12 protein-coding genes are annotated in these 22,833 nt (G+C 71.5%); all 12 read left to right on the top strand.

The features are described 5' to 3' along the window. The first annotated feature begins 31 nt into the window (after positions 1 to 31). The 12 genes from OG735_RS31970 (at position 32) to OG735_RS32025 (ending at position 22,799) form a co-directional block, all read left to right on the top strand. Positions 32 to 1,588 carry a 3' terminal RNA ribose 2'-O-methyltransferase Hen1 gene (locus OG735_RS31970; RefSeq protein ID WP_327326599.1) on the top strand — a complete coding sequence of 519 codons (1,557 nt, stop codon included), beginning with the start codon at positions 32 to 34 and terminating at the stop codon, positions 1,586 to 1,588. Further along, positions 1,585 to 4,140, top strand: a complete 2,556-nt coding sequence (locus tag OG735_RS31975; protein WP_327326600.1) for a polynucleotide kinase-phosphatase — start codon at positions 1,585 to 1,587, stop codon at positions 4,138 to 4,140. The genes OG735_RS31970 and OG735_RS31975 overlap by 4 nt, the downstream gene beginning before the upstream one ends. 231 nt (positions 4,141 to 4,371) lie before the next feature. Next, positions 4,372 to 5,100: a Crp/Fnr family transcriptional regulator gene (locus OG735_RS31980; protein WP_327326601.1), complete on the top strand. Its 729-nt coding sequence runs from the start codon at positions 4,372 to 4,374 to the stop codon at positions 5,098 to 5,100. Between the two features lie 75 nt (positions 5,101 to 5,175). Continuing rightward, entirely contained in the window at positions 5,176 to 6,042 is an 867-nt protein-coding gene (locus tag OG735_RS31985) for a hypothetical protein (RefSeq protein ID WP_327326602.1), read from the top strand. Beyond that, positions 6,039 to 8,336, top strand: a complete 2,298-nt coding sequence (locus tag OG735_RS31990) for a hypothetical protein (RefSeq protein ID WP_327326603.1) — start codon at positions 6,039 to 6,041, stop codon at positions 8,334 to 8,336. Before OG735_RS31985 ends, OG735_RS31990 begins: the two co-directional genes overlap by 4 nt. Beyond that, positions 8,333 to 9,634 carry a hypothetical protein gene (locus OG735_RS31995; RefSeq protein WP_327326604.1) on the top strand — a complete coding sequence of 434 codons (1,302 nt, stop codon included), beginning with the start codon at positions 8,333 to 8,335 and terminating at the stop codon, positions 9,632 to 9,634. The genes OG735_RS31990 and OG735_RS31995 overlap by 4 nt, the downstream gene beginning before the upstream one ends. Before the next feature lie 56 nt (positions 9,635 to 9,690). Beyond that, complete coding sequence (locus OG735_RS32000) at positions 9,691 to 10,137, top strand: Pycsar system effector family protein (RefSeq protein WP_327326605.1); 447 nt, start codon at positions 9,691 to 9,693, stop codon at positions 10,135 to 10,137. 6 nt (positions 10,138 to 10,143) lie between these two features. Next, the gene (locus OG735_RS32005; protein ID WP_327326606.1) at positions 10,144 to 12,549 is read left to right on the top strand and encodes a vWA domain-containing protein; all 2,406 of its coding nucleotides are present in this window, start codon (positions 10,144 to 10,146) and stop codon (positions 12,547 to 12,549) included. Positions 12,550 to 12,590: 41 nt separating this feature from the next. Beyond that, on the top strand, positions 12,591 to 16,043 hold the full coding sequence (locus OG735_RS32010; protein ID WP_327326607.1) for a tubulin-like doman-containing protein: 3,453 nt from the start codon (positions 12,591 to 12,593) through the stop codon (positions 16,041 to 16,043). A gap of 8 nt (positions 16,044 to 16,051) precedes the next feature. Continuing rightward, entirely contained in the window at positions 16,052 to 18,643 is a 2,592-nt protein-coding gene (locus OG735_RS32015; protein ID WP_327326608.1) for a hypothetical protein, read from the top strand. Continuing rightward, positions 18,640 to 20,766 (top strand): hypothetical protein, encoded by a 2,127-nt coding sequence (locus OG735_RS32020; RefSeq protein WP_327326609.1) that lies wholly within the window; start codon positions 18,640 to 18,642, stop codon positions 20,764 to 20,766. Before OG735_RS32015 ends, OG735_RS32020 begins: the two co-directional genes overlap by 4 nt. Beyond that, positions 20,766 to 22,799 (top strand): hypothetical protein, encoded by a 2,034-nt coding sequence (locus OG735_RS32025; RefSeq protein ID WP_327326610.1) that lies wholly within the window; start codon positions 20,766 to 20,768, stop codon positions 22,797 to 22,799. Before OG735_RS32020 ends, OG735_RS32025 begins: the two co-directional genes overlap by 1 nt. Positions 22,800 to 22,833: the final 34 nt, after the last annotated feature.

The following is a 22,833-nucleotide window of genomic DNA, read 5'->3' on the forward strand; positions in this document are numbered from 1 at the left end:
CGTATGAGCGAAGGTCAAAGAGGTACGTCGGATGTTCCTGACGATCAGTACGACCGGTACGCCCGAACGTCCAGCCACCGACCTCGGCTTTCTGCTGCACAAGCATCCCGACAAGGCGCAGACGTTCTCCACCTCGCACAGTACGGCGCATGTCTTCTACCCCGAGGCATCCGCCGAACGCTGCACGTCCGCGCTGCTGCTGGAGGTGGATCCGGTGGCGCTGGTGCGACGAGGCAAGGGCAAGGGCCGTGGTGGCGCGCCGGATTCGGCGCTCGCGCAGTACGTCAACGACCGGCCGTACGCCGCGTCTTCGCTGCTGGCCGTCGCGTTGAGCACCGTGTTCAAGAGCGCCCTGCGGGGTGTGTGCGCCGCGCTGCCCGGGCGCGCCGAGGAGCCGATGCAGCTGCGCGTCGAGGTGCCCGCGCTGCCCGCGCGCGGTGGCGCCGAGCTGGTCCGAAAGCTCTTCGGGCCGCTGGGCTGGGCCTCGGTCGAGGCGGAGCCGGTGGCGCTGGACGCGAAGTTCCCCGAATGGGGCGAGTCCCGCTACGTACAGCTGGTGCTCGAAGGGGAGCTGCGGCTGGCCGACGCGCTGCGGCAGTTGTACGTCCTGCTGCCGGTGCTCGACGACGCCAAGCACTACTGGGTCGCTCCCGACGAGGTGGACAAGCTGCTGCGGGCGGGCGAGGGCTGGCTGGCCGAGCACCCCGAGCAGAAGCTGATCACCAGCCGCTATCTGTCGCGCCGCTGGGGGCTGACCCGGCAGGCGATGGAACGTCTTGAGCTGGTGCGGCTTGCCGAGGCCGACGACCTCGAGGTCGAGGACGTGGACAACGCCGTGGACGAGACGACGGACACCGAGGAGAAGCCGGTGCCGCTCGCCGAGCAGCGGCGGGACGCGATTCTTGAGGCGCTGCGCACGGCCGGAGCGAGCCGGGTGCTCGACCTGGGCTGCGGGCAGGGCCAGTTGGTGCAGGCGCTGCTCAAGGATGTGCGCTTCACCGAGATCGTCGGGGTGGACGTGTCCGTGCGGGCGCTCACCATCGCAGGGCGCCGGCTGAAGCTGGACCGGATGGGCGAGCGGCAGGCCGCGCGCGTCAAGCTGCTGCAGGGTTCGCTCACGTACACCGACAAGCGGCTCGGCGGGTACGACGCCGCCGTGCTGAGTGAGGTCATCGAGCACCTCGATCTGCCGCGACTGCCCGCGCTGGAGTACGCGGTGTTCGGATCCGCCCGGCCGCAGACCGTGGTCGTGACAACGCCGAACGTCGAGTACAACGTCCGCTGGGAGACGCTGCCCGCCGGGCATGTGCGCCACGGCGACCACCGCTTCGAGTGGACGCGCGCGGAATTCCGCTCCTGGGCGCATGCCGTCGGCGAACGGGACGGCTACGGCGTCGAGTTCGTCGCCGTGGGGCCCGACGACCCCGAGGTGGGGCCGCCCACCCAGATGGCTGTCTTCACCAGGAGCGACGAGACTGAGAAGACCAAGAACACCGGCAGGACCCGAAACACCGGCAAGAACCGGAACTCCGACGAGAACCGGAACACCGACAAGACCGAGGCCGAGAAGGAGGCGAAGGCCGCATGACCAGCACCACTCCGACCACCGCGCCGGCGAAGCGCACGCTCCCGGTGACCGACCTGTCCCTCGTCGTCCTCATCGGAGCCACCGGCTCCGGCAAGTCCACCTTCGCCCGTAAGCACTTCAAGCCCACCGAGGTCATCTCCTCCGACTTCTGCCGCGGGCTCGTCGCCGACGACGAGAACGACCAGAGCGCGAGCGGTGCCGCGTTCGAGGTACTGCACTACATCGCGGGCAAGCGGCTCGCGGCCGGGCGGCTGACCGTCGTCGACGCCACCAGCGTGCAGCCCGAGAGCCGCCGGCAGCTTGTGCAGCTGGCGCGCCAGTACGACGTGCTGCCCATCGCGATCGTCCTCGACATGCCGGAAGAGGTCTGCGCCGAACGCAACGCCGCACGCCCCGACCGGGCCGGGATGCCCCGCCATGTCATCCAGCGCCACCGGCGCGAACTGCGCCGCTCGCTGCGCGGACTGGAGCGCGAGGGCTTCCGCAAGGTGCACATCCTGCGCAACGTGGAGGAGGTCGAGAGCGCCGAGGTCGTCCTCGAGCGCCGCTACAACGACCTCAGGCACCTCACCGGCCCGTTCGACATCATCGGCGACATTCATGGCTGCCGCTCCGAGCTGGAGACCCTGCTCGCCAAGCTCGGCTACCAGGACGGTGCTCACCCCGAAGGGCGCACGGCGGTCTTCGTCGGCGACCTCGTCGACCGGGGACCCGACAGCCCCGGTGTGCTGCGCCGCGTGATGAGCATGGTCGCCGACGGCAATGCCCTGTGCGTGCCCGGCAACCACGAGAACAAGCTCGGACGCTGGCTCAAGGGCAGGAACGTCCAGCACACGCACGGACTCGCCGAGACCATCGAGCAGCTGGAGAAGGAGGACGACGCTTTCCGCGAGCAGGTGCGGGAGTTCATCGACGGACTCGTCAGCCACTACGTACTCGACGAGGGCAAGCTCGTGGTCTGCCACGCCGGTCTGCCGGAGAAGTACCACGGGCGCACCTCGGGACGGGTCCGCTCACACGCGCTGTACGGCGACACGACCGGCGAGACCGACGAGTTCGGCCTGCCCGTGCGCTACCCGTGGGCGGAGGACTACCGAGGACGGGCAGCCGTCGTCTACGGGCACACACCCGTGCCCAGCACCTCGTGGATCAACAACACCATCTGCCTGGACACCGGAGCGGTCTTCGGCGGCAGGATGACCGCGCTGCGCTGGCCGGAGCGCGAGCTCGTCGACGTACCGGCCGAGAAGGTCTGGTACGAGCCGGCCAAGCCGCTGACCACCGAGGCGCCGGGCGGCCGCGAGGGCCGTCCCCTGGACCTCGCCGATGTGCAGGGCCGGCGGGTCGTGGAGACCCGGCACATGGCGCGTATCGGTGTGCGCGAGGAGAACGCCGCGGCGGCGCTCGAGGTCATGAGCCGTTTCGCCGTCGACCCGCGACTGCTCGCCTACCTTCCGCCGACCATGTCGCCGACCGCGACATCGAAGGAGCCCGGATATCTGGAGTACCCGGCCGAGGCCTTCGCCCAGTACCGGGCGGACGGCATCGCCAAGGTCGTGTGCGAGGAGAAGCACATGGGCTCGCGGGCGGTGGCGCTCGTCTGCCGTGACGCCGTGGCCGCGCGCGAGCGGTTCGGGGTCGACGGCCCCACCGGCGCGCTGCACACCCGTACCGGACGGCCCTTCTTCGACGACCAGTCCGTCACCGAGGCGGTCCTCGACCGGTTGCGTACGGCTGTCACCGCGGCCGGCCTGTGGGACGAGTTCGGTACGGAGTGGCTGCTGCTCGACGCCGAGCTGATGCCCTGGTCGCTCAAGGCGGCCGGACTGCTGCGCTCGCAGTACGCGGCGGTCGGCGCCGCGTCCGGCGCCGTCTTCCCCGGTGCCACGGCGGCTCTCGAGGCTGCCGTCGGGCGCGGCGTCGATGTGGACGGACTCCTGGCCGAGCAGCGTGAACGCGCCGCCGACGCCGCCGCGTTCACCGACGCGTACCGGCGCTACTGCTGGACGACCGAGGGGCTGAAGGGGGTGCGTCTCGCTCCGTTCCAGATCCTCGCGGTACAGGGGCGTTCGCTCGCCGCCGTACCGCACGACGAGCAACTGGCATGGCTGGACCGGCTGGTGGAGCATGACCCGACCGGCCTGCTCCAGGTCACCCGGCGCCTCGTCGTCGAGACCGGCGACGAGGCCTCGGTCGGCGCCGGTGTCGACTGGTGGCTGGAGATGACCGGCAGAGGCGGCGAGGGCATGGTCGTCAAGCCGCTCCAGGCACTCGCGCGCGACGAGAAGGGCCGACTGGTGCAGCCGGGCATCAAGGTCCGCGGCCGCGAATACCTGCGGATCATCTACGGCCCCGAATACACCCGCCCGGAGAACCTGGAGCGGCTGCGCAACCGGTTCCTCAACCACAAGCGCTCGCTGGCGCTGCGGGAGTACGCGCTGGGGCTCGAGGCCCTGGACCGGCTGGCCGACGGCGAGCCGCTGTGGCGGATTCATGAAGCGGTCTTCGCGGTGCTCGCACTGGAGTCGGAGCCGGTCGACCCGCGGCTGTAAACCGGTCGACCCGCGGCTGTAAAAGGGGCGCACAGGTGCGGTCGAGGGGGCGCACGGTTCGTTCTCGTTGACGTCTGTCTCGACGAGCACCTAGCGTTTTCACCCCACCGCGTGACGCGATTCAAGCCATCGATTCTGGTGCTGAGGGCGCCACGTGACGCGGGAGGAAGAGCACACCAGCAGATCGCGTGGTCCCCCGGAAAGGGCCAGATGGATCGTTGTGGGGGAACGATGAGTCTGTTCGGCCAGGACCGCTCGTTCCTCGACGCCCTCACCCTTCAGGACCGCCGTGCGCTGCTCGGCGCGGGTGCACCGCGGGCGTACGAACCCGGTGACGTGATGATCCGCGAACGCGACACGACGACGTATGTGCTGGCGCTGCTCTCCGGATGGGCCGTTGTCTCGGTCGAGACGGAGCGCGGCGCCCGGCTGATACTCGCCCTGCGCGGTGCGGGCGAGGTCGTGGGCGATCTCGCCGCCGTCGATCAGGGGCCGCGCAGTGCCACCGTCACCGCACTCGGCCGGGTGGAGGCGGTGGCCGTGTCCGGAGTCCGGTTCAGGGGCTTCCTGGCCGCCAGACCGCACGCCACCTCGCTGATCATGCGCCAGCTGAGCACGCGGCTGCGCAGCGCGGACATCGAGCGCCGTTCCCTCGCCTCCGGCACCGTGCTGCAGCGGCTCGCCGCCCGGCTGGTGGAGCTCGCCGAGCGGGCCGGCCGCCGCGGCGAAGACGGCACCGTTCTGCAACTCCCGCTGCCGCAGCACGACTTGGCGGCAGCCATAGGAGCGACCCGAGAGGCGGTCGCCAAGGCGCTCCGCCTGCTGCGGGAGCAGGACGTGGTCCGTACGGCCAACCGCCGGGTGATCGTCACCGATATGCAGGTGCTGCTCCTCCTCGCCCAGGGCCGCGGGCAGCCACTCGGGACACAGCCGCCCGAGAAATCTCCGCCGACTGTGTAAACCGCTACATCGCCGGCCGCCGCGCGCGCCCAGAGTTGACCTGTCACCAAGCGCCACAGCACGCAGGGAGTCCTAGTGAGCAGTGCGGGAGCCGTCCACAGACTGGTGATCTTCGGAGACGCCTGTGGATCGGGCAAGTTGGGTCTGGAAGCCAAGAAGCGGATGCGCTCCGCCATGTACGAGGCGTTCACCGAGGCGCACGCGTCCGTCGGTATCGAGCCGGGGCGGGTCCACCAGGAGGACAGGGGAGACGGCATCCTCGTGGCCCTGCGGCCCGAGGTGCCGCCGACCCTCATGGTCGGCCGGTGGGTCGACACCCTGTACGAGAGCTTGCGGGAACTCAACAACGGCAGCGCACGGCCACTGCGCTTACGCGTCGGCATGAACGCCGGCCTCGTCCTCGACGACGGCAAGGGCCTCGTGGGACGTGCGGTGGATCTTGCCTGCCGGCTCTGCGACAGCCCCACGGCGAAGCAGATCATGACCACTGCCGACAAGGCCGACCTGCTGATCGTGGTCTCCGACTGGCTGTACGTGAATGTGGTCGCCGAGGGCGGGCGCTACGTCGAACCGGGTCACTACCGCCAGGCGCCGGTCCAGTACAAGGAGACCGACGAGACCGCCTGGTTCCACATACCCCGCTGGCCCGAGCCGCCGCTCGGCGACCGGGCAGCGGAGCAGACCGGCGGTGGGCCGGTGAAGGGGGACGGCCCACCGCCACCTACGTCCGGCGGCCGGACACCCGGCGACCCGGTTCCGGGCGCCCCGTCGCTGATGGATCAGGACTGTGCGGATCAGGACTGTGCGGATCCGGACTACGCGAATCAGTACAACGCCCAGGGAGATATGCAGATCTTCGAGGGCAATGAGATCCGCGGCGGATTCACCGGCATCAACAAGGGCCGGGACCGCTCCGCCCGCGGCAAGGGAGGCGACGCATGAGCGACCATGACGACTCCCCGCCGCAGGACGAGAAGAACGAGGAACCGCAGTCGCCGTCGGCCTCCGGTTCGGAGAACAGCGGTGCCGACACAACGGAGCAGCAGCCCGAGGCCAACCCCTTCGAGCAGGCCGGACGCAACCCGCTGGGCGGTTCGGGCGGTACCGGCGGCGCCGGCACCGCACACGCCGCGCGCCGCACCTTCGCGCCGGGCCGCGCCGAACGCACCTATGAGATCAGCGGCGACGGCCAGGTATTCGAAGGGAACTACTTCATCGGCCAGTTCGGCCCCGACAGCAGCCCGCCCGTGGTCCAGGGCTCGGTCCCGCTGGAGGCGCTGAAGCACCTCGCCGACGTCTACTGCGAGGCCTCCGGCTACCACCGGATGAAGCAACTCCTGCGTACGGACGGGCTTCTGGTGCTGTGCGGCGAATCCGGAAGCGGCCGCAAGGCCACCGCCCTCGCCCTGCTCTCCGAACTGGCGGACAATCAAGTGACCCGCCTGGATCCGAGCCACGCGGTGCACGAGATCACCGAGCAGATGATCGAAGCCGGTGCCGGCCATCTCCTGGAGCTGCCGCCGGACGACGGACGCCGGGAGCCCGAGCGCCACCGTGGCGAGACCCGCAAGGAGCCCCGCAGGCCCAGCCGCCTCTCCGAGCTCCACCTCGACAGGTTCAGCGAACTGCTGCGCAAGTCCAATGCGTACGGAGTGGTGCTGGTCGAGAGCGGAGACCTGGCCGACCGGCTGCTCCGCGGCCGCTACGGCATGTACTGTCCGCCCGCACCCGCCGAGGAGGTGCTCCACCGTCATCTGCGGGTGCTGCTGAAGAGCGAGCCCGAAGGCGCCCTCGACAGCGCGCGGGCGCTCGCCGGGCGTTCCGATGTCACCGAGGCCCTCGGCCTCGACGAACTGCGGCCCCGCGAGGCCGCACGGCTCGCAGACCATCTGGCCCGCCGTCAGAAGGGCGAGCTGACGGACGAGCAACTGCTCGACGACTGCGCCACATTCGTCCGGGCACAGGCGCGGGCGTGGTTCGCCGGCGCCGACCGGCCCGGCATGCTCCCCGAGGCACTGCCGACGCTCAGCGCCGCCGCCTTCCGGATCGCCGTGGCCGTGTTCAACGGCTCCGCCTACAGCCTTACCGCGGAAGCCGCCGAACTGCTCGCGTGGGAGCTGGCGGTGACCCTGGACCCGGAACAGCCCGTGGGTCGACGGCTCTTCGGCACGCACGCCGAGATCCGCCCGATGGTCGCCCGGTCCGTACTGGAGGACGGCGAGATCGACCTCGGAGACGCCCGGGTCCCGATGCGCGCCATCCGGTTCCAGGGCGAGAGCCTGGCCACGGCCGTGCTCCGCGAGGTGTGGCACGGCTACCACAATGTCCGCGGCCCCATGGCGCGCTGGCTGCGGATCCTGTGCGACGACCCGCGCCCCGAGATATGGGTGCGCGCCTCCATCGCGGCAGGTGTTCTCTGCTCCTGGGACTGGATCTACGGATTCGGTGAACTGGTGCGCCCCATGGCCGCACTGGACAACCCCGTACCGCAGATGGCGGCGGCGACGGCGCTCGCCGAGGCGGCGCGCGACCCGAAGGTACAGCCGGCGGTCAAGTCGCTGGTGAAGGAGTGGGCGAAGAGCGACGACGACGCGCTGCTCGCCACCGCCGTGCTGGCCCACGGCTATGTCCTGCCGGCCGGCTCGGTCAGCGCCTCGCTCGACGCCCTGGTCAGTGTGGTGCGCAGGCAGAAGGACGACGACGTCGACGTGCTCGGCACGGCCTCGTTCAGCGTTATGCGGCTGCTCGCCTCCGGTGAGCCCGAGACGGTGACCGGCCGGCTCGCCGACTGGCTGAAGGACGGGCGCCGGAAGCTTGCCAATCTTGTGCTGATCTCCATGATCGGGACGCTCACGATGCGCACCACCTACCTCTGGGGTCTGAGGGAGGTCCCGGAACTGGAGCCGTACGACGCACAGCCGCTGCTCGTCGCGCTGCTGGCGACCCGGCCGCAGCTCGCGCCGGAGCTGGCGGCCCTGCTGCGACACACCCTCGCCACCGCCCGCGCCGGCGAGACGGCGCTCGACGAGCTGGGCAGCCTGCTGCGCCGGGCCTCCCGCAACGAGGAAGCACTCCGGCTGGTCTGTGACTTTCTGCCGCTGCTCGCCGAACAGCGCCGGGACCGCGACCGGCTGCGAAGTCTGCTGGAGGACCTCGTCAGAGACCGCGACAGACCACTGAACAGGGCCGCGGCCAGCCGGATGTGGGACGCCGTGGGAGAAGGAGCCGATCGATGACCACTCCCGGGGCCGACGAGGGGCCGAAGGCGGCACAGCAGCGCCAAGGACAGCAGCAACAAGGACAGCAGCACCAGCAACGGCAGATGCAGCAGCCTGGGCAGAACTGGGCGCAGGAACGGGAACTTCGCCAACAGCAGCGCCCGGAGCAGGAAAGGGAACAGCACCGGGAGCGTCCGAAAGGGCCGCTCGTACGGGAGTGCTCGCCGCCGTACAAACGCCGGAGCGGCCAGATCGCCGCGGTGGTGATGTACGGAAACGGCGGGCACAGCGTGGTGTGGCCGGAGCGCCGCGAGAACCACCAGAGACAGTGGCTCAGCCGCGCGTACACCGTGTTCGAGGTGCTGCTCGGCCGGAACGTCACCGAATTCGACCTCCGGCTGCCCGCCGCCGGCGACGGAGTCTTCTTCGACGCGTCGGCGAAGGTGCACTGGGAGGTCACCGACCCGTATCTGGTGGTCACCCAACGGGTCTGGGACGTAGCCGAGTTGCTGCACGACGAACTCCTCGACGGGCTGCGCGCGGTATCGCGGCGCTTCGCACTCACCGAGGCACAGCGCGCCGACGAGGCGGTGCGTGACGAACTGAGCGCGGGCCGGCTGGCCCTGGGCCGCGATCTCGGCCTGCGCACCCGCGTCCATGTCTTCATCGATCTGAGCAAGGTGGTCCAGAGGAAGGTCCAGCAGCGGCACGAGGTCGATCTGGACATGGCCAAGGACGAGCGCATGGCGGAGGCCCAGCGGCGCAAGGACGCCCATGAACGGCGGCTGGTCGCCGATCGGGCGCGTGAACTGGAGATCCTGCTGCGGAGCGGCGAAGAGGCCGAGATCGCCCACCACATGGCGCAGAACCCGGACAAGCAGTGGGAGATCCGTCGCGCGATCCGGCAGGAGCGGCGTGAGGGCCAGGCCGACTTCCTCGCGGTGTTCAACCGGCTCATCGACACCGGGGTCCTGGAGCGCCATGACATCGGAGAGCCGATGTACGAGGTGCTGCAGTACCTGCGGGAAAGCACCGGTGGCGTGCTCGGTGGCGTCGTCGACCGGGTGCTGCCCCAGCGCGGGCCGCAGCGACCCGCGCTCGGGGAAGCGCCCGCGCGACCGGAGCCGGACCGGCCCTCCTGGGACGCGGAGGGAGCGAGCGCGCGCGGCGGCCCGGACCGGAGCGACGACCCCCCGCATGTGTACGAACCGACCCGGGTCGAATCCGCGGCGGAACGGGACCCGGACGAGCGCCGGCCGTCCCGGCCCCGTACGTCCAGGCCCAGTGAGGCATTCGACGACTGGGACGACGGATGAGCTCCGGCGCCTTACGGCCAGGACCGGACCGGCCCGGACCGGAGGATGTCCGCTTCATGGCGGAGCGTCTGCTCATGTCGGTCCGCGAGGACATCGGCAGGGCCGACACGAAGGCGGCGATCCTGCTCTCCGGCGCCGTCGCCTTCCTCGCCGTCATCCTCTCCAGGGGATCCACTCCGCTGCCCGAATCGCGCTCCACACCGGCGCTTCTTGTTGTGGGCGGCCTGTTCTGGGGTGCCGGAGTGCTGATGCTCGTCGCCGTGATCCTGCCGCGCACCAGGATCGGCGCCGACCGCACCCTGCTGCGCGACCTGGCGGCCCGGGCCTCTTCGGAACAACTGCTGGCCCGCCTCGCCTCAGCGGGCGAGGACGTCACCGGCTGGCTGCTGGACCAGGCGAGCGTGCACGGAGCGGTGCTCGCCGCGAAATACCGGTGGCTGCGCATGGGCGTGTGTTCCCTCGCGCTCGGCGCGCTACTGACCCTCTTCAGCGAACTGTGGTGAGAGACGATGCACCTGAGAAGCAAGGCGGGCGCCCTGGTGATGGCCGGCGCGCTGCTGGCTCTGTCCGGGCCGCTCACGGCGCCCGCGACGGCGACAGCGACGGGGAGCGCCCGCGCCCCGGCGCCCGCCACCGAGGGCCCGGACCCGATCGACTTCGCCGTGGTCGTCGACCAGTCGAAGAGTCTCTCCGACAAGGATCTGACACGCGAGGTGGAAGCCGCCGCGCTGCTGAGCCAGGGCGAGATCTCGGAGCGCTCCCGCGCCGCCGTCATCGGGTTCGGCAGCTCCGAGAAGGCGGGACAGACAGCGGTGCGGGAGGTCTGCGGACTGACCGTGGCCGACGCCGCGGGACGGCAGCGCCTGAGCGACTGCGTACAGGAGCTGTCCCGCCGGGATCCGCGGCGGACCGGTCCGGGAACCGACTTCCCGGCCGCCCTGAGCCAGGCCGTCGACCGGCTGTCCGAGAGCAACAAACCCACCCCGAAGGTGGTCTTCCTGCTCACCGACGGCAAACTGGATGTGCGTGACAGCCCGGAGTACGGCACCGACGCCGCCAGCCGCCAGGCCAACGGCGCCAAACGGCTGACCGAGGCGCTCGCCCGCGCCCGCCGCGAATCCGTCCAGGTCTGGCCGCTCGGTTTCGGCAGCGAGATAGACCGGGCGGCCCTGACCGAGATGGCCGAGGGCGGCTACCGCAACGGCTGCGCCGATCTGCCCGGTGCCACCCCGCGGATGCGGGTGGTGGACAGCTCGGCGCAGATCGACAAGGCGCTGCAGGAGACCTTCGCCGCGGCACGCTGCGCCCAGATCGCACACGGCACTGCCGGAAAGCCGCCGGCCGATCTGGCGGTGACGATCCCGCCGATCGCCACCGACGGATCGATCACGGTCGGCAAACACGACCCCAAGGTGTCGGTCACCTACTACGACCCCAGCGGCCGCAAGGTGCCCACGCAAGGGGCGTTCGACGGCTCGACCTTCGAAGTCAGCGGCCAGGACGGCCCGGTCGAGGCGCTGCGCGTGAAGAATCCACTGCCCGGCCGCTGGCGGGTCCGGGTCGAGGCACCGGAGGGCCACCGGGACCGTGAGGTCGCCGTCCGTGCCATCTGGCAGGGCCGGCTGCGCTCCGCCGTGACCCTGGACCCCGCCGCGCCGCGTGCCGGAGAGCAGGCCGTGGTCGAGATCCGGATGCAGACCAGGCGCGGCGTCGTGCTCACGGACCCGCGCCAGCTGGCCGGTGTCAAGGTCTCCGCGCGGCTGTCAGGAAGCGGATTCGCCCCGGTCACCGTGCGGCTGGCGGACGACGGCCGGGCACCGGACCAGCGGGCCGACGACGTGCGCTTCACCGGCACGCTCACCGTGCCGGCCGGCGCATCGGGAGACCTCGAACTCACCACGCAGATGGCCGCACCCGGGGTCACCGCCGACCACCGTCCCCTGCACGCCCGAGTCACCTCGGGCACTCCGCCCGTCACAGCGGGGCTGACGGTCGACCGGGCCACCGTGCACCCCGGCGCCACCGTCGGCGGCACTCTGGACATCACCAACAACGACAGCGGACCGCACACACTGCGGCTGGCCCTCGACGACCAGGCGCCCGGCTCCGCACTGCGGATCAGCCCTGCCACCGTCACGGCGGCCCCGGGCGAGCGCACCCGCGCCAGGTTCACTCTCTCGCTCGGTCCCGGCACTCCGCTCGGCGAGGTGGGAGGAAGCATCACCGTCGTCGACACGGGCGACGACGGGCGCGTGCTGGACACCTCGTTCCTCGATCTCCGGGTCGAGGCGCCGCCCACCTGGTGGGACCGCTGGTGGGGCGCGGTGATCGGCGGCGGCGCACTGGTACTGGTGCTCGCGGCCTTCGCCGTCGTACGGCTCGGAGCCCGCAGGCGGCGCCGCGATCTCGTCGGCGTTCAGCTGGAGTTGAGCACGGAGGGCAGATCGCTCGACGAGCTCACCATACGTTCGGGGCAGAGCACCGGCGGCGAATTCCACTTCACCGTGGACCGGGCCACGGGCGCCGCTCCCTCGCTCCAGCGCAGCACCCCCGGAGCGCCCGCTTCCCACCGGCTGCGCCGCACCGGGGCGGGCGAGATCCTGCTCCGCCCGCAGCAGGGGCGCGAACACGCCGTACGCGCGGGGGAGTCGACCGGTATCGCCGACGGCCTGGAACTCGTCGTACGCGACCGGCGCGGCCCGGCCGGCCGGTCCTCGCGCGGCGAGCGCGGTCGCACCTGGCCCGGCCGCGCCCGGGGCGGGCGGACCGGCGGCGACGCGGGCACACCATCGCGCGGCCGCTGGTCCCGGCCCAACCGCGGCAACGATGCGGCCGGCCGCCCCCGCCCGGGCGGTGACCCGGCCGACACCGGAGAACAGCCGGCCGGTACGCGCCGGTTCGACCCCAATTTCTGAGTCACGACGGGCCGTCGTACGACGGCTCAAGGGGAGACGAGATGAAGATCTACCAGCCCATGCTCTTCGTCGGCCTGGGCGGAACCGGCGGTCGGATCGGCGCCGAGCTTGAACGCGGACTGCGCCGGGAGCTGTGCGGCCCCGACGGCACCAAACTGGTCGCCGCCGGCCGGCGCGCACCGTTCCAGCTGCCGGACTACCTGCAGTTCGTCTACGCGGACTTCAGTGAGTCGGAGCTCGACCGGCTTCCGCAGTTCAGCGCCAAGGGCACCGAGGCCGCAGCGTACGCCCGTACCTCACGCGTCATCCACGATCTGCTGCCCACTGGCTACGACAGCTCTCCGGAGGTGACCCGCATGCTGCGGGTCGCCCTGCACGAGGAGACCCACGGCTGGCTGCCGCCGCAGGAACGCCAGCCGCGCGTGGCCCCGCTGCACAACGGTGCCGGGCAGCTTCCGACGGTGGGCCGGGCCGCGCTCTTCGCCACGCTGCGCAGCGGCCTGGAGCCGGTACTGCGGCAACTGCGCGCGGCCATCAGCACCATCAGCAACTCCGCGGGTGATCTCCGCGACCTGGGCGGACGGCAGATCCGCGGCTGCGATGTGTTCGTGGCGTTCTCGGTGGCCGGAGGCACCGGAGCCGGTATCTACTACGACTTCATCCATCTCATCGGGCACGAGTTCCGCAAGTCCAAGGTGCCCGGGGTGAAGATCTACCCACTGGTGGTCATGCCCTCGGCCTTCACACCCGAGGCGGGCGGCGGACGCGAGGCCGAGCTGAACTCCGCCCGCGCGCTGGTGGACCTCGCCCGGCTGGTGGACGACCAGAACGTGCCCGACGCCCGGAACGACTTCGGCGATGTGAAACAGCGCGGCTCGATCAGCGTGCACTATCCCGTGGACGGGGTCGTCGCGCTGCGCCCGTCGACCGTGCAGACCGCGTTCCTCTTCAGCAGGCCCGCGGTCATCAGGCCGGAGGACCTGCGCCGCTCCATCACCGCGATGGTGATGTCGCTCATCGGCACGGAGCTGGGCGAGGAGAGCGGCCAGGGGCGCACCGAGGACGACTACCAGTCGTTCGCGGCCAGCTTCGTCAACAAGAGCGTGGAGCGCTCCACCCCGGCCCGCTCAGGCATCGGCTACCGCGGAATGTCCACCAGCCTGGCCGCCTCACTGACGGTACCCGTGGACGACCTCGCCGAGATCGTCGCCGGCCGGCTGCTCGCCCAGGCGGTCCACGGGATGGCCGAGGATGCCAGACGCCCCCGTGACGACGGCGCCGAACGGGTCCAGGAGCTCTTCGAGCGATCGGGCATCGGCCGGCTGTGGACCCGGGAGGCCCCGGAGATCCCGGTCCCCGATCCGCTGCCCAAGGGGAACAACAAGATCGGCCAGGCGCTGCGCGACCGGATCGGTGACATGGAGGACCGGCTCGGCCGGCTCGGCCGTGAGCTGGACCGGGAGATCCCACGGCTGGTCGAGGACTTCAAGCCGCAAACCGGCGCACGCGAACTTCTGGGCCTGATCGGACCGTTCCAGCTCGAACGGACGCTGGCCGGGCTGCACGGCCATCCGCAGCGGGCCGCCGAGGCCGGGTTCGCCGGAATGCTGGAGAACCGGAAGAACGATCCGGAACGGCCGGACGGCGTGCAGCCCTCCGCCCCGCAGATCCCGCGGATCAAGGGGGGAGTGGGCGGGCTCGTGCCGGCCCGCTGGGGGGACCCGGACGTCCAGGAGGCCGTGATCGAGCAGGACGACTGGTACCGCTGGCGGGCCAACCGGCTGTGGCACCGCGGCTGGAAGGAACAGGAATCCCGGTGGCGGCCACCTATGGCCCGCGCCATCAAGGAGATCGGCGAGCTCGCAAGAGCGCTGCGCGCGCACGAGGAGGACGAGCGCAAGCTGTTCATGGAACGCCGCAAGGAGCTCTACCGCGACGACCGCACCGGAGTCTCCTATCTGCTGCCGCCACAGAACAACCTCAGAGCCTTCTACGACGAAGTCTTCGACCGCCTCGTCCAGCACGAGGGGCTGCCGGAGAACACGGATCCCGCCGGGCTGCTGGCAAGACTGATCCAGCCGGAGGACTGGCAGCGTGCGCTGGAGGCCGTACGCCGCTCTCCGCGCGCCGCCGTCAAGGAGATCAAGCAGGTTGTCGAGCAGCGGGTGAAGGGGCTTTTCGGAGAGGCGAGTGTGCTCAACGACCGTCCCCTGCTGCCCTCGATGGGAGTACTGCTGCGGGCCGCGGCCGGCGACGAGGACGCCGAGGCCACCGTGGACAGCCGCTGGCTGGAGCAGTTCCGCTCGCAGCTGGCGGGACTGCTGCCGGTCGGCTTCACCCCGGACGGCAGCGGTCCGCTGAAGGTCCTCATCGTGCACCCGGCGAGCGAGGCGGACGGACGTGCCGAACAGTTCCTGAAGCAGGAGCTGAATCTGCCGCGCGACCCTCAGGCGACCCAGGAGTACCGGGCCGTGGACACCGAGTCCATCACGGTGGTGCTGTTCCGCAGCGGGATGAGCCTCACCGATGTCTCCGAGGTCCGGCATGTGCTCAGGCTCTGGTCGGAGGCGCGGGACGCGGCGGGAGTGGACGACTTCCTGCACTGGCGGCAGCGGCTGGGTCACCGCGACGACTGGCTGGCCAGCACGGAGGACGACCGGCAGCGGATTCTGCACCGGATCCTCTGCGCGATGTGGAACGGGCGCGTCGACTTCGAGGGTCCGGCCACATCGCCCGAGTTGATACGGATCCGGCTCCAGGAGGGCGACTCGGCCACCATGACCCTGCGGCTGGAGGCCTTCGACGGCTCCGTCTCCAGCTGGGCCGGGCTGCTGGCGGCGTACGAGCGGTGGGCGCTGCTGGACGAGGGGCAGATCATCGAGGACTTCTGCGACCGGCTGATGCGCACCCAGCCGACCGGGCTCGCCACCACTCCCGTACCTGCGTCGAAGCTCTTCAAGACGCTCGTTCACGACGTGGCTCCGCAGCAGATCGCGCTCCTGGACGAGCTCTCCGGGCGGTACGGGGATGAGGACGAGGAGTGGCTCGTACCCCTGCGGCACTTCTGGGAGAAGACCCTCAAGGGAGCCCTGGAGATGCGCTTCCCGGGTGCGTCCCGGCCCACCAGGCCCTCGCTGTGGGCGCTGGACCAGCGGTATGCGCGGGGGGCAGGAGCGGAGCCGGACGCGCGGTCCAACGGTGGGCGCACCACGGGGTCACCGGCACCGGAGTGGACGGAGCGTGAGAAGCGGGACCACGAGAGGCCGCAGCTCGAGAGGCCGGACCCCGAGAAGCCGGAGTGGGAGCGGCCGGAGCGCGAGACCTCGGCACGCGAGACGTCAGCACGCGAGACGTCAGCACGCGAGACTTCGGCACGCGAGACGTCAGCACACGAGACATCGGCAGGCGAGACGTCGGAGCACATGTGGTCGGAGCGTGACACGTCGGCGTCCTCGGCGAAGTACCCCTGGGACCGGGAGGGCGGTGAGGAGTGAAGCCGACCGTGACACCCGAACACCGCATTCCCACCCATGCGGTCTGCCTCGACCTGAGGTCCTCGGCCCCGGCGACCGCGGGACAGGACGCGTTGCACAGCGCCGTGGCCGACGCCCTGGACGAGCCGCAGGCCGGCGACGAGCGGCGCTTCCTCGTCATCGACGACGCGCCCGGTCTCATCACCCATCAACTGTTCTACGAAGAGCTCTACTCGTACGGACCGGCCCAGGTGATCTGCCTGGCCGTCGGTCCGGGCGAGGAGCGGACCCTGCGGCGGCCGCTCACCCTGCGGCCGCCGGCCGCCGGTGTGCTGTGGCTCATCGACGTGTCCGGCGGGTCCGGCGCCAGAGGCGACGGCCGGAGTTCCGGAACGCACGGATCCGACGAAGCCCTGCGCCCTCTCGTCGAACTCCTCGTCGTCCCCGCGGTCTTCGACGCCGTTCTGCGGGCGCTCGGGGATGTCGTCCACGGCGTCGCGGTCCCGGCCGTGCGGATCCTGGAACACGATCTGACGGATGACGCCAGGAGAAGGTCCTGGCGGCAGGCGTTGGAGAGTCTGGTCGGCCAGGAAGTCCCCGCCCCCGTCCTGGGCGACACTCTCCCCGCCGAACTGGCGCTCCTGCTCGGCGACTCCGTACCGCGGAACCTGGAGGGCCGTGCCTGGCTGCTGCCCGGCGGCCGGGCCGAGGCACGGCACCGGGAGTGCGGGGCGGCCCTGCGCCACGCGGTGGACGGCTATGAGCACGTACGGAGCTGGGCCGGGCTGTTCACGACGGCCGGGGAAGCCGACCTGCCGGGCCGCCTCGAACGCCTCTCGGCGGCACTGGCCGGTTACCAGGAGACCATTGCCGGGGCGCTCTCGGACGGCGGCGGAGTGCGGCTGGCCCCGGAGCAGCGCGGCCGGCTGGTGGAGCGCGGAATCGACCTGCCGGAGATCCCCGAGGTCTCCCGCAGCAGTGTCGGACCCGGTCTGCGCGGCTTCACGGAGAGCCTGATCGCCAAGCGGCTTCCGCTGCGTTCGGTCGCCGCGCGGCTCGCGGCGCTGTCGGACCGGTCCGCTCCGGCCGGCAGCGCGGCCAGGCTCGCGCGGCTCGACGAGATCTGCGACCGGGACTATCTGACGCATCTGACCTCGCCCGTACCCTTCACGGCGGGCGGCTCCGGGCGCATCGCGGCCGTAGTGGCCTTTCTGCTGGCGTTCGCCGCCGGCCTGTGGCCGGGACTCGGCTGGGTGCTGGGGCCGGCCACCGGGCCGGCCGGGGCGGCACTTGCCGTACTCATGCTGCGCCGCCGGCCCAGCCGTTCACCCGACGGCAGGCTCGACGGAGGGGGGAGCACGGGGGCGGCGCCCCGTCTGTTCGGCGGGCTGGCGGGCGGCGTGGCCGGGGCGGGAACCGGGCAGTTCCTCGGGCTTCCCTCGTGGGCCGGTGCGGCCTCCCTGGTGCTCTCGCTCGCCCTGCTGGTGCTGCTGGCGCTGCGCCACTGGAGCGCGGCCGTCGACTCCTGGTGGAGCCGGATGGACGCGGAGTTCGCCGCCCAGCTGGTGCGGGACGTCGATCAGCTGCTGATCGAAACGGCCGTCCACGACTGGCTGTTCGCGGATGCCCGCTACCACTGCTCGGACGGTGCCAGAGCTGTCTCTCTGCTGCTGCGGGGTCTCGCCGATACGGCGGAGCGGCACACTCCCGGCGGCGGGCAGCCGTCCGGAACGCGCCGCGAGGAAGCGCCGGGGGCCCGCCCGGTGCCGGTGCCGGAGCCTTCGGCAGAAGCGGAGCCGGCGGCCGAGCCCTGGAGCTGGGACAGCTGGGGCGACAGCGCCGCCGGTGACGGATGGCTCGACGCCGCACCGGCGCCCGACCTCACGGGTGCACCGGGGCCGTCCGGCCGCCCTGTGGACCCTGTGGAACCCGTCGATTCCTTCGAGTCCTTCGAGCGCGCTCACACGGCGGAGACGGCAGAGGCGCCGGCCGGCGAGGAACAACAGGCCAACGACACCCGGCAGTTCGAGGTGGCCGCCGATCCGGCCTGGCTGGAACGGGAGCGCGGCGACGGCGGCCCCGCACTGGTCGACACGCTCGTCTCGGATCTCATGGACGGAGTGGCCCGCATCGTCGAGCCCTGCTGGGGAGCCGTCGAGCAGGACCCGTCGGGCGCGGGCCGGATGCAGCTGGACCGGCCTATGGGTGAGCTGCTCGACGAGGTGCACGCACGGCTGCAGCGCGACGGAGCGGCCTCGCCGCCGCCTTTTGCCCCGCACCCCGAACGGCGCCCGGGCGCGGCCCAGTTGCTCGGCGTCTCCGCGGACCGGGTGGCCTGGCTCCTCGGACCGGGCAGCGCGGGTGAGCAGGTCGTGCCGCTGTGCGGCGCCGAGCACCGGCGGATGCTGTCCAAGGATCCGGTGGCGGTACGGCAGGTGCGGTTCGTGCCGGAGGCGATGCGCCGTGGCGCTGAGCAGGACGAGAACCAGGACAGCTGGCGCGGCGCGGCCGAGGACGTGGTGTGGACGGCGACCGGCCGGCACGCCGGTGTGCTGCGGCTCGTACCGCTGCGTGCCGAGACCGTCCGTACCGTCAGGGGAGAGGAGGGCGGTGCGCCGTGACCGAACCGGGAGGTGGCGCGTACTCCGCATCGGCGGAGTGGTCCGAGGTGCTGGAATTCCTCACCCACAAGGAGGATCCCGTCGGGTTCGCGGCCCGGTTCGGGCCGGACCGGCGGCTGCCCGGGCGGCCGTCGCTGGTCGCCCGCAAGGTGACACTCGGCGCGGGCTGGCCGGTGCACCAGTACCGGCTTCCGGCGTCGGGCCAGGCGGATCCGCAGGCGTACGGCACGCTGGAGCGGGAAGTGGCCGCGGCCGTCGCCCTGGAGCGGAGGTACGGCTCCGAGCGGTACGGCGAAGTGTTCACGCGGATGATCGGCTTCGATCTGGAGGCTCCCGAGCCCTTCATCCTCTACCGGATCCACGGCGGTGAGCCGATCAGTGCCCGGCGCGGCGCCCTGACCGTGGACGAGCAGCACCAGGTCCTCGCCCAACTCACCCTGGCGGTAAGGCTGCTGGAGGATGTGGGGCTCGTGCACCGGGCCATCGCGCCGGAGACCGTCAGCTGGGACGGCACCCATGTGCGGCTCACCGAGCCGTACGGCGCGCTGCGCACCGGGGAGCCCAGGGGCGCGTTCGGTGCGGCGCCGTGGGCGTCGCCGGAGCAGCGCGAAGGCAGGGGAGGGGCCGACGCCAGGGACGATCTGTGGGCCGTCGCCCAGCTGATGTACTTCCTGCTCTCCGGACGGGCGGACCGGGGCACGGGCCCGCCTGCCGACCTCGCCGACTTCCGTCGGCTGGCCGCGCTCGACGACGGCGGCGTGTTCGCTCCGCTGGCGGCCGACAGGCCCACACCGACGGAACTGATGCGGCTGCTCAATGTCACCGACCCGCTTGTCTCGGCACCCGGAGTCAACGATCCGCTCGGCCGGGCGCGTGCCGACTTCGACGCCCAACTCGCCCGCAAGAGACGAGAGCTGGGTCTCGACCGGCCGGTGGAGGAAGCGACCGCGCCGACGCCCGGGCCCACTCGCCGCTCGCTGCGCTCCTTGCTGGGAGCCGTACCTCCGCCGAACGGGGCCGCCCCCCGATCCGTCGCAGAGCCCGCGCAGGAGCCGCCGGCGTCCCCACGCCCCAGGCTGTGCCCGCACTGCCTGCTCCCGGTCACCTTCGACGAGAGCATGCTTCTCACCATCTCCCCCAAGGGCGACCGCATCCCGCTCGACCTCAGTACGGAACACCGCCCCGCGCACCGGCAGGACGCGCTGCGCCAGGCGTTCCACCGCTGCCCGCACGCCGACGGGGACAGGTCGCACGAACTGCCCGTCCCGTATCTCACCAACGGTGAGCCTCTCTCCATCGCCCTGGTGGGCAGCTCGGCCGTGGGCAAGACGCATCTGCTGGCCGCGATGCTCGGCGAGATCGAGCAGGGCGGACTCGAGCCGTACGGACTCAAGTGCCTGCCGCTCAACCCGGCTTCGCACCGTACGTTCCTGCGGGAGCGGGTACAGGGCCTGCAACAGGGGAAACAACTGGCCAGCACCGGCCAGCAGACCTTCGCGCGCTTCGCCGACGGTCTCCTGGTCTCCGGGCGCGGGGCGACCCGGCCGGTTGTCTTCTTCGACCTCGCGGGCGAGGACCTGGCGGAGGAAGGAGAGGTGACCGGGTTTCTGATGGGCGTCGGAGCCTTCATCTTCGTACTGGATCCGCTGCGCGCGCTGCGGTTGCCGTTCCTCGACCCGGTGCGCGAGCGGAACAAGCTGCGCCGGCGCGATCTGGGCGACGAGGCGTTCACCACCGTCCTCAACCGTATACCGCGGCGCGGGCCGTACATCGACGCACCGGCGGCGGTCGCGGTGAACAAGAGCGACCTGGTGCGGTTCGACCCCTCCGTGGACCGCTGGCTGGGCCGCGCACTGCCGACGCGGTTCGACGCGGACGCGGTGCTCGCGGAGAGCCGTGACGCCTATGCGTTCGTGTCGCACCACGCCAGCTCCGCCTGGCTGAAGCCGTTCGACGACTGTGCCCGCTGCACCCTGCACTTCGTCGCGGCGACCGGCGGCCAGGCGAGGGGCGACGAATTTCCACACGGTGTCAGACCCCGCCGGGTGCTGGCGCCACTGCTGTCGATCTTTGCCATGTGCGGGCTCCTGCCGGGAGCGGAGCCGAGAGAGGTGGGCGCCTGATGGTCCGGCAAGAGGAGTCGGTGGACCAGATCGTCTTCCGCTGGGACGCCGACAACGCGTCGGGTACCACCGGCTTCGGTCCGGTGGCCTGGTCCTGCGGCCCGGAGCAGGCCGACGGCGTCTTCCGCAGCGCGGCCGCGCTGCTGCGGGCGACCGGCGAGGACACGGTGCCCGCGCTCGTCCGGCTGGAGCGCGACGGCAGCGCGCTGCTGCTGCACCGCACTCCCTGGCGCGACGCGGGCGGGAGTACGAGCACGGTCTGCCATGCGCTGCTCGGATCGTCGCAGGTACTGGATCCCGACACCTGTCTGGGGCTGCACGACTGGTCCTGGGAGGGCAGCGAACTGGCGCTGGGCGAGGTCCGTGGCGCTCTGGACCAGGTGCGCGAGGCGGCGCTGCTGCCCTCGGCCCTCGACGGGCAGCGACGGCTCGCGGCGACCCTGGCCGGAGTGGAGGAAGAGCTGACGGGCGTGGTCGCGGAGTTCCTGCGCCATCCCCGTCAGCGCTTCACTCTGCTGGACCGTCAGGGCGGGGACAGCGCCTGCCGGGTGCTCTGGGGCATGGCCGGCATCTTCAGCGGACTCGTCCCGCGAGGCTGGACGTTCGCGACGCACGACACCGCCGAAACGGCGGCGTTGCGCTTCGTTTTCGTACGGAGCTGGCCGGGCTCAGCGGCTCAGGACACCCAGCGGCTGCGTACGGATCCGCGGGAGCGCTGCCGGGACCGCGCGGAGGAACTCGCGGCCGAGCTGGTCCGCCACCATCTGCGCGGAGTGGCGCGGGGGGACGGGCGGGAGTTCGAGGTGGACAGGACGCTGCGGACGGTTGCGACGCAGCGGGCGGGGAACGGCGTCGGCGGGCGGACGCTGCTGGACGCGGTGGAACGCGCGCTGTCCGCGCTGGACGGCGCCGAGCGCGGGCACGGCGTCCACCGGGCGGAGGAGCATCGTCCGCCGCCATGGGAGGAAGCGCCCGGCCGGGAGTTGCCGGCGCGTGAGCCTTACGACGGGCGGGATTCGTCGACGCTCCCGACGCGGGACCCGTACGACGGGCGCGAGCCGCAGGCGCAGACGTATCACCAGCACCAGCCGCGTACGACGTACCAGCACCAGCCGCATGCCACGCACCAGGACCAGCCGCACACGCAGCAACACCACCAGCCGCTCCCGGCGCAGCCGCCGCATGCCGACTCGCCCGCGGCCTCGCGCCCTGCCGAGTCCGAGGTCCGGGTCGTCCCGGCGGAGTGGAAGGCCCCGCAGGTGAGTCCGCGTCGGCTGCGCCGGTTGCGCCGGCGCGGTCGGCGGCCGACGGTGGACTACCAGTACCTGCTGACCGTGCTCTCCGCCTTCCCCGAGCGTTATGCCGGCCCCCCGAGTGATGCCAGGGAGCTGGTGCGGTGCGCCGTGGACCGGGACTTGATTCGCGCGCTGCGGGCCGCCATCCACTACGAGGCTGTGACACTCCTCATGGCGGAGATCGCCGAGAGGTGGCCGTACTGGCACCAGACCCTGCGGCGGGGACTGCGCGACACCGTCCTCGACCTGGATCTCTTCCTCACGGGTCAGTACGGTCCGGGCGGCGGTGGCGGTGGCGGTGGTCCCGGCGACGAGATCCGGGCCGCCAACGCCGCATCCCTCTACCGCTGGGTGGTACGCCCCCTGCTGGACGACCCACGGCCGAAGGACCGGTTGACCGAGCTGCTGCCACGGCTGAGCACCGGCTCCGACCGGGCCGGCCGGGCCGCGGTCCGGCAGATCGTGGTGGGCGAGCGCCCCGGACTGCCCGAAGCCGCGTGGCTGGCACTGCTCAGGGCGGCACACGGAGGGTACGAGCCGAGTGTCGTCGTCGTCGCCCACCATCTACCGGCGACGCCGCGGAGTCTCCCGGACCAGCCCCCGCCGCCGCCGTCGGCCGCCGCCGCGCGTGAGCCTGCCCGTTCCTCGGCACAGGACGGCCGTCTGGTCGTCCTCGCTCTCGGCGGCGTACTCGTGGTCGCTGTGGTTCTGATCGTGACGCTGATGAGCGTCACCTAGGAAGTCAGGTCGTTCGCCGGGTGAACAGCGCTCC

Origin of the sequence: Streptomyces sp. NBC_01210 (genome assembly GCF_036010325.1) — a bacterium.
GTDB lineage: Bacteria > Actinomycetota > Actinomycetes > Streptomycetales > Streptomycetaceae > Streptomyces.

Coding starts and splice junctions, on each gene's coding strand:
- OG735_RS31970 (WP_327326599.1), top strand. CDS start 32: ATGTTCCTGACGATCAGTACGACCGGTACGCCCGAACGTCCAGCCACC.
- OG735_RS31975 (WP_327326600.1), top strand. CDS start 1,585: ATGACCAGCACCACTCCGACCACCGCGCCGGCGAAGCGCACGCTCCCG.
- OG735_RS31980 (WP_327326601.1), top strand. CDS start 4,372: ATGAGTCTGTTCGGCCAGGACCGCTCGTTCCTCGACGCCCTCACCCTT.
- OG735_RS31990 (WP_327326603.1), top strand. CDS start 6,039: ATGAGCGACCATGACGACTCCCCGCCGCAGGACGAGAAGAACGAGGAA.
- OG735_RS31995 (WP_327326604.1), top strand. CDS start 8,333: ATGACCACTCCCGGGGCCGACGAGGGGCCGAAGGCGGCACAGCAGCGC.
- OG735_RS32000 (WP_327326605.1), top strand. CDS start 9,691: ATGGCGGAGCGTCTGCTCATGTCGGTCCGCGAGGACATCGGCAGGGCC.
- OG735_RS32005 (WP_327326606.1), top strand. CDS start 10,144: ATGCACCTGAGAAGCAAGGCGGGCGCCCTGGTGATGGCCGGCGCGCTG.
- OG735_RS32010 (WP_327326607.1), top strand. CDS start 12,591: ATGAAGATCTACCAGCCCATGCTCTTCGTCGGCCTGGGCGGAACCGGC.
- OG735_RS32025 (WP_327326610.1), top strand. CDS start 20,766: ATGGTCCGGCAAGAGGAGTCGGTGGACCAGATCGTCTTCCGCTGGGAC.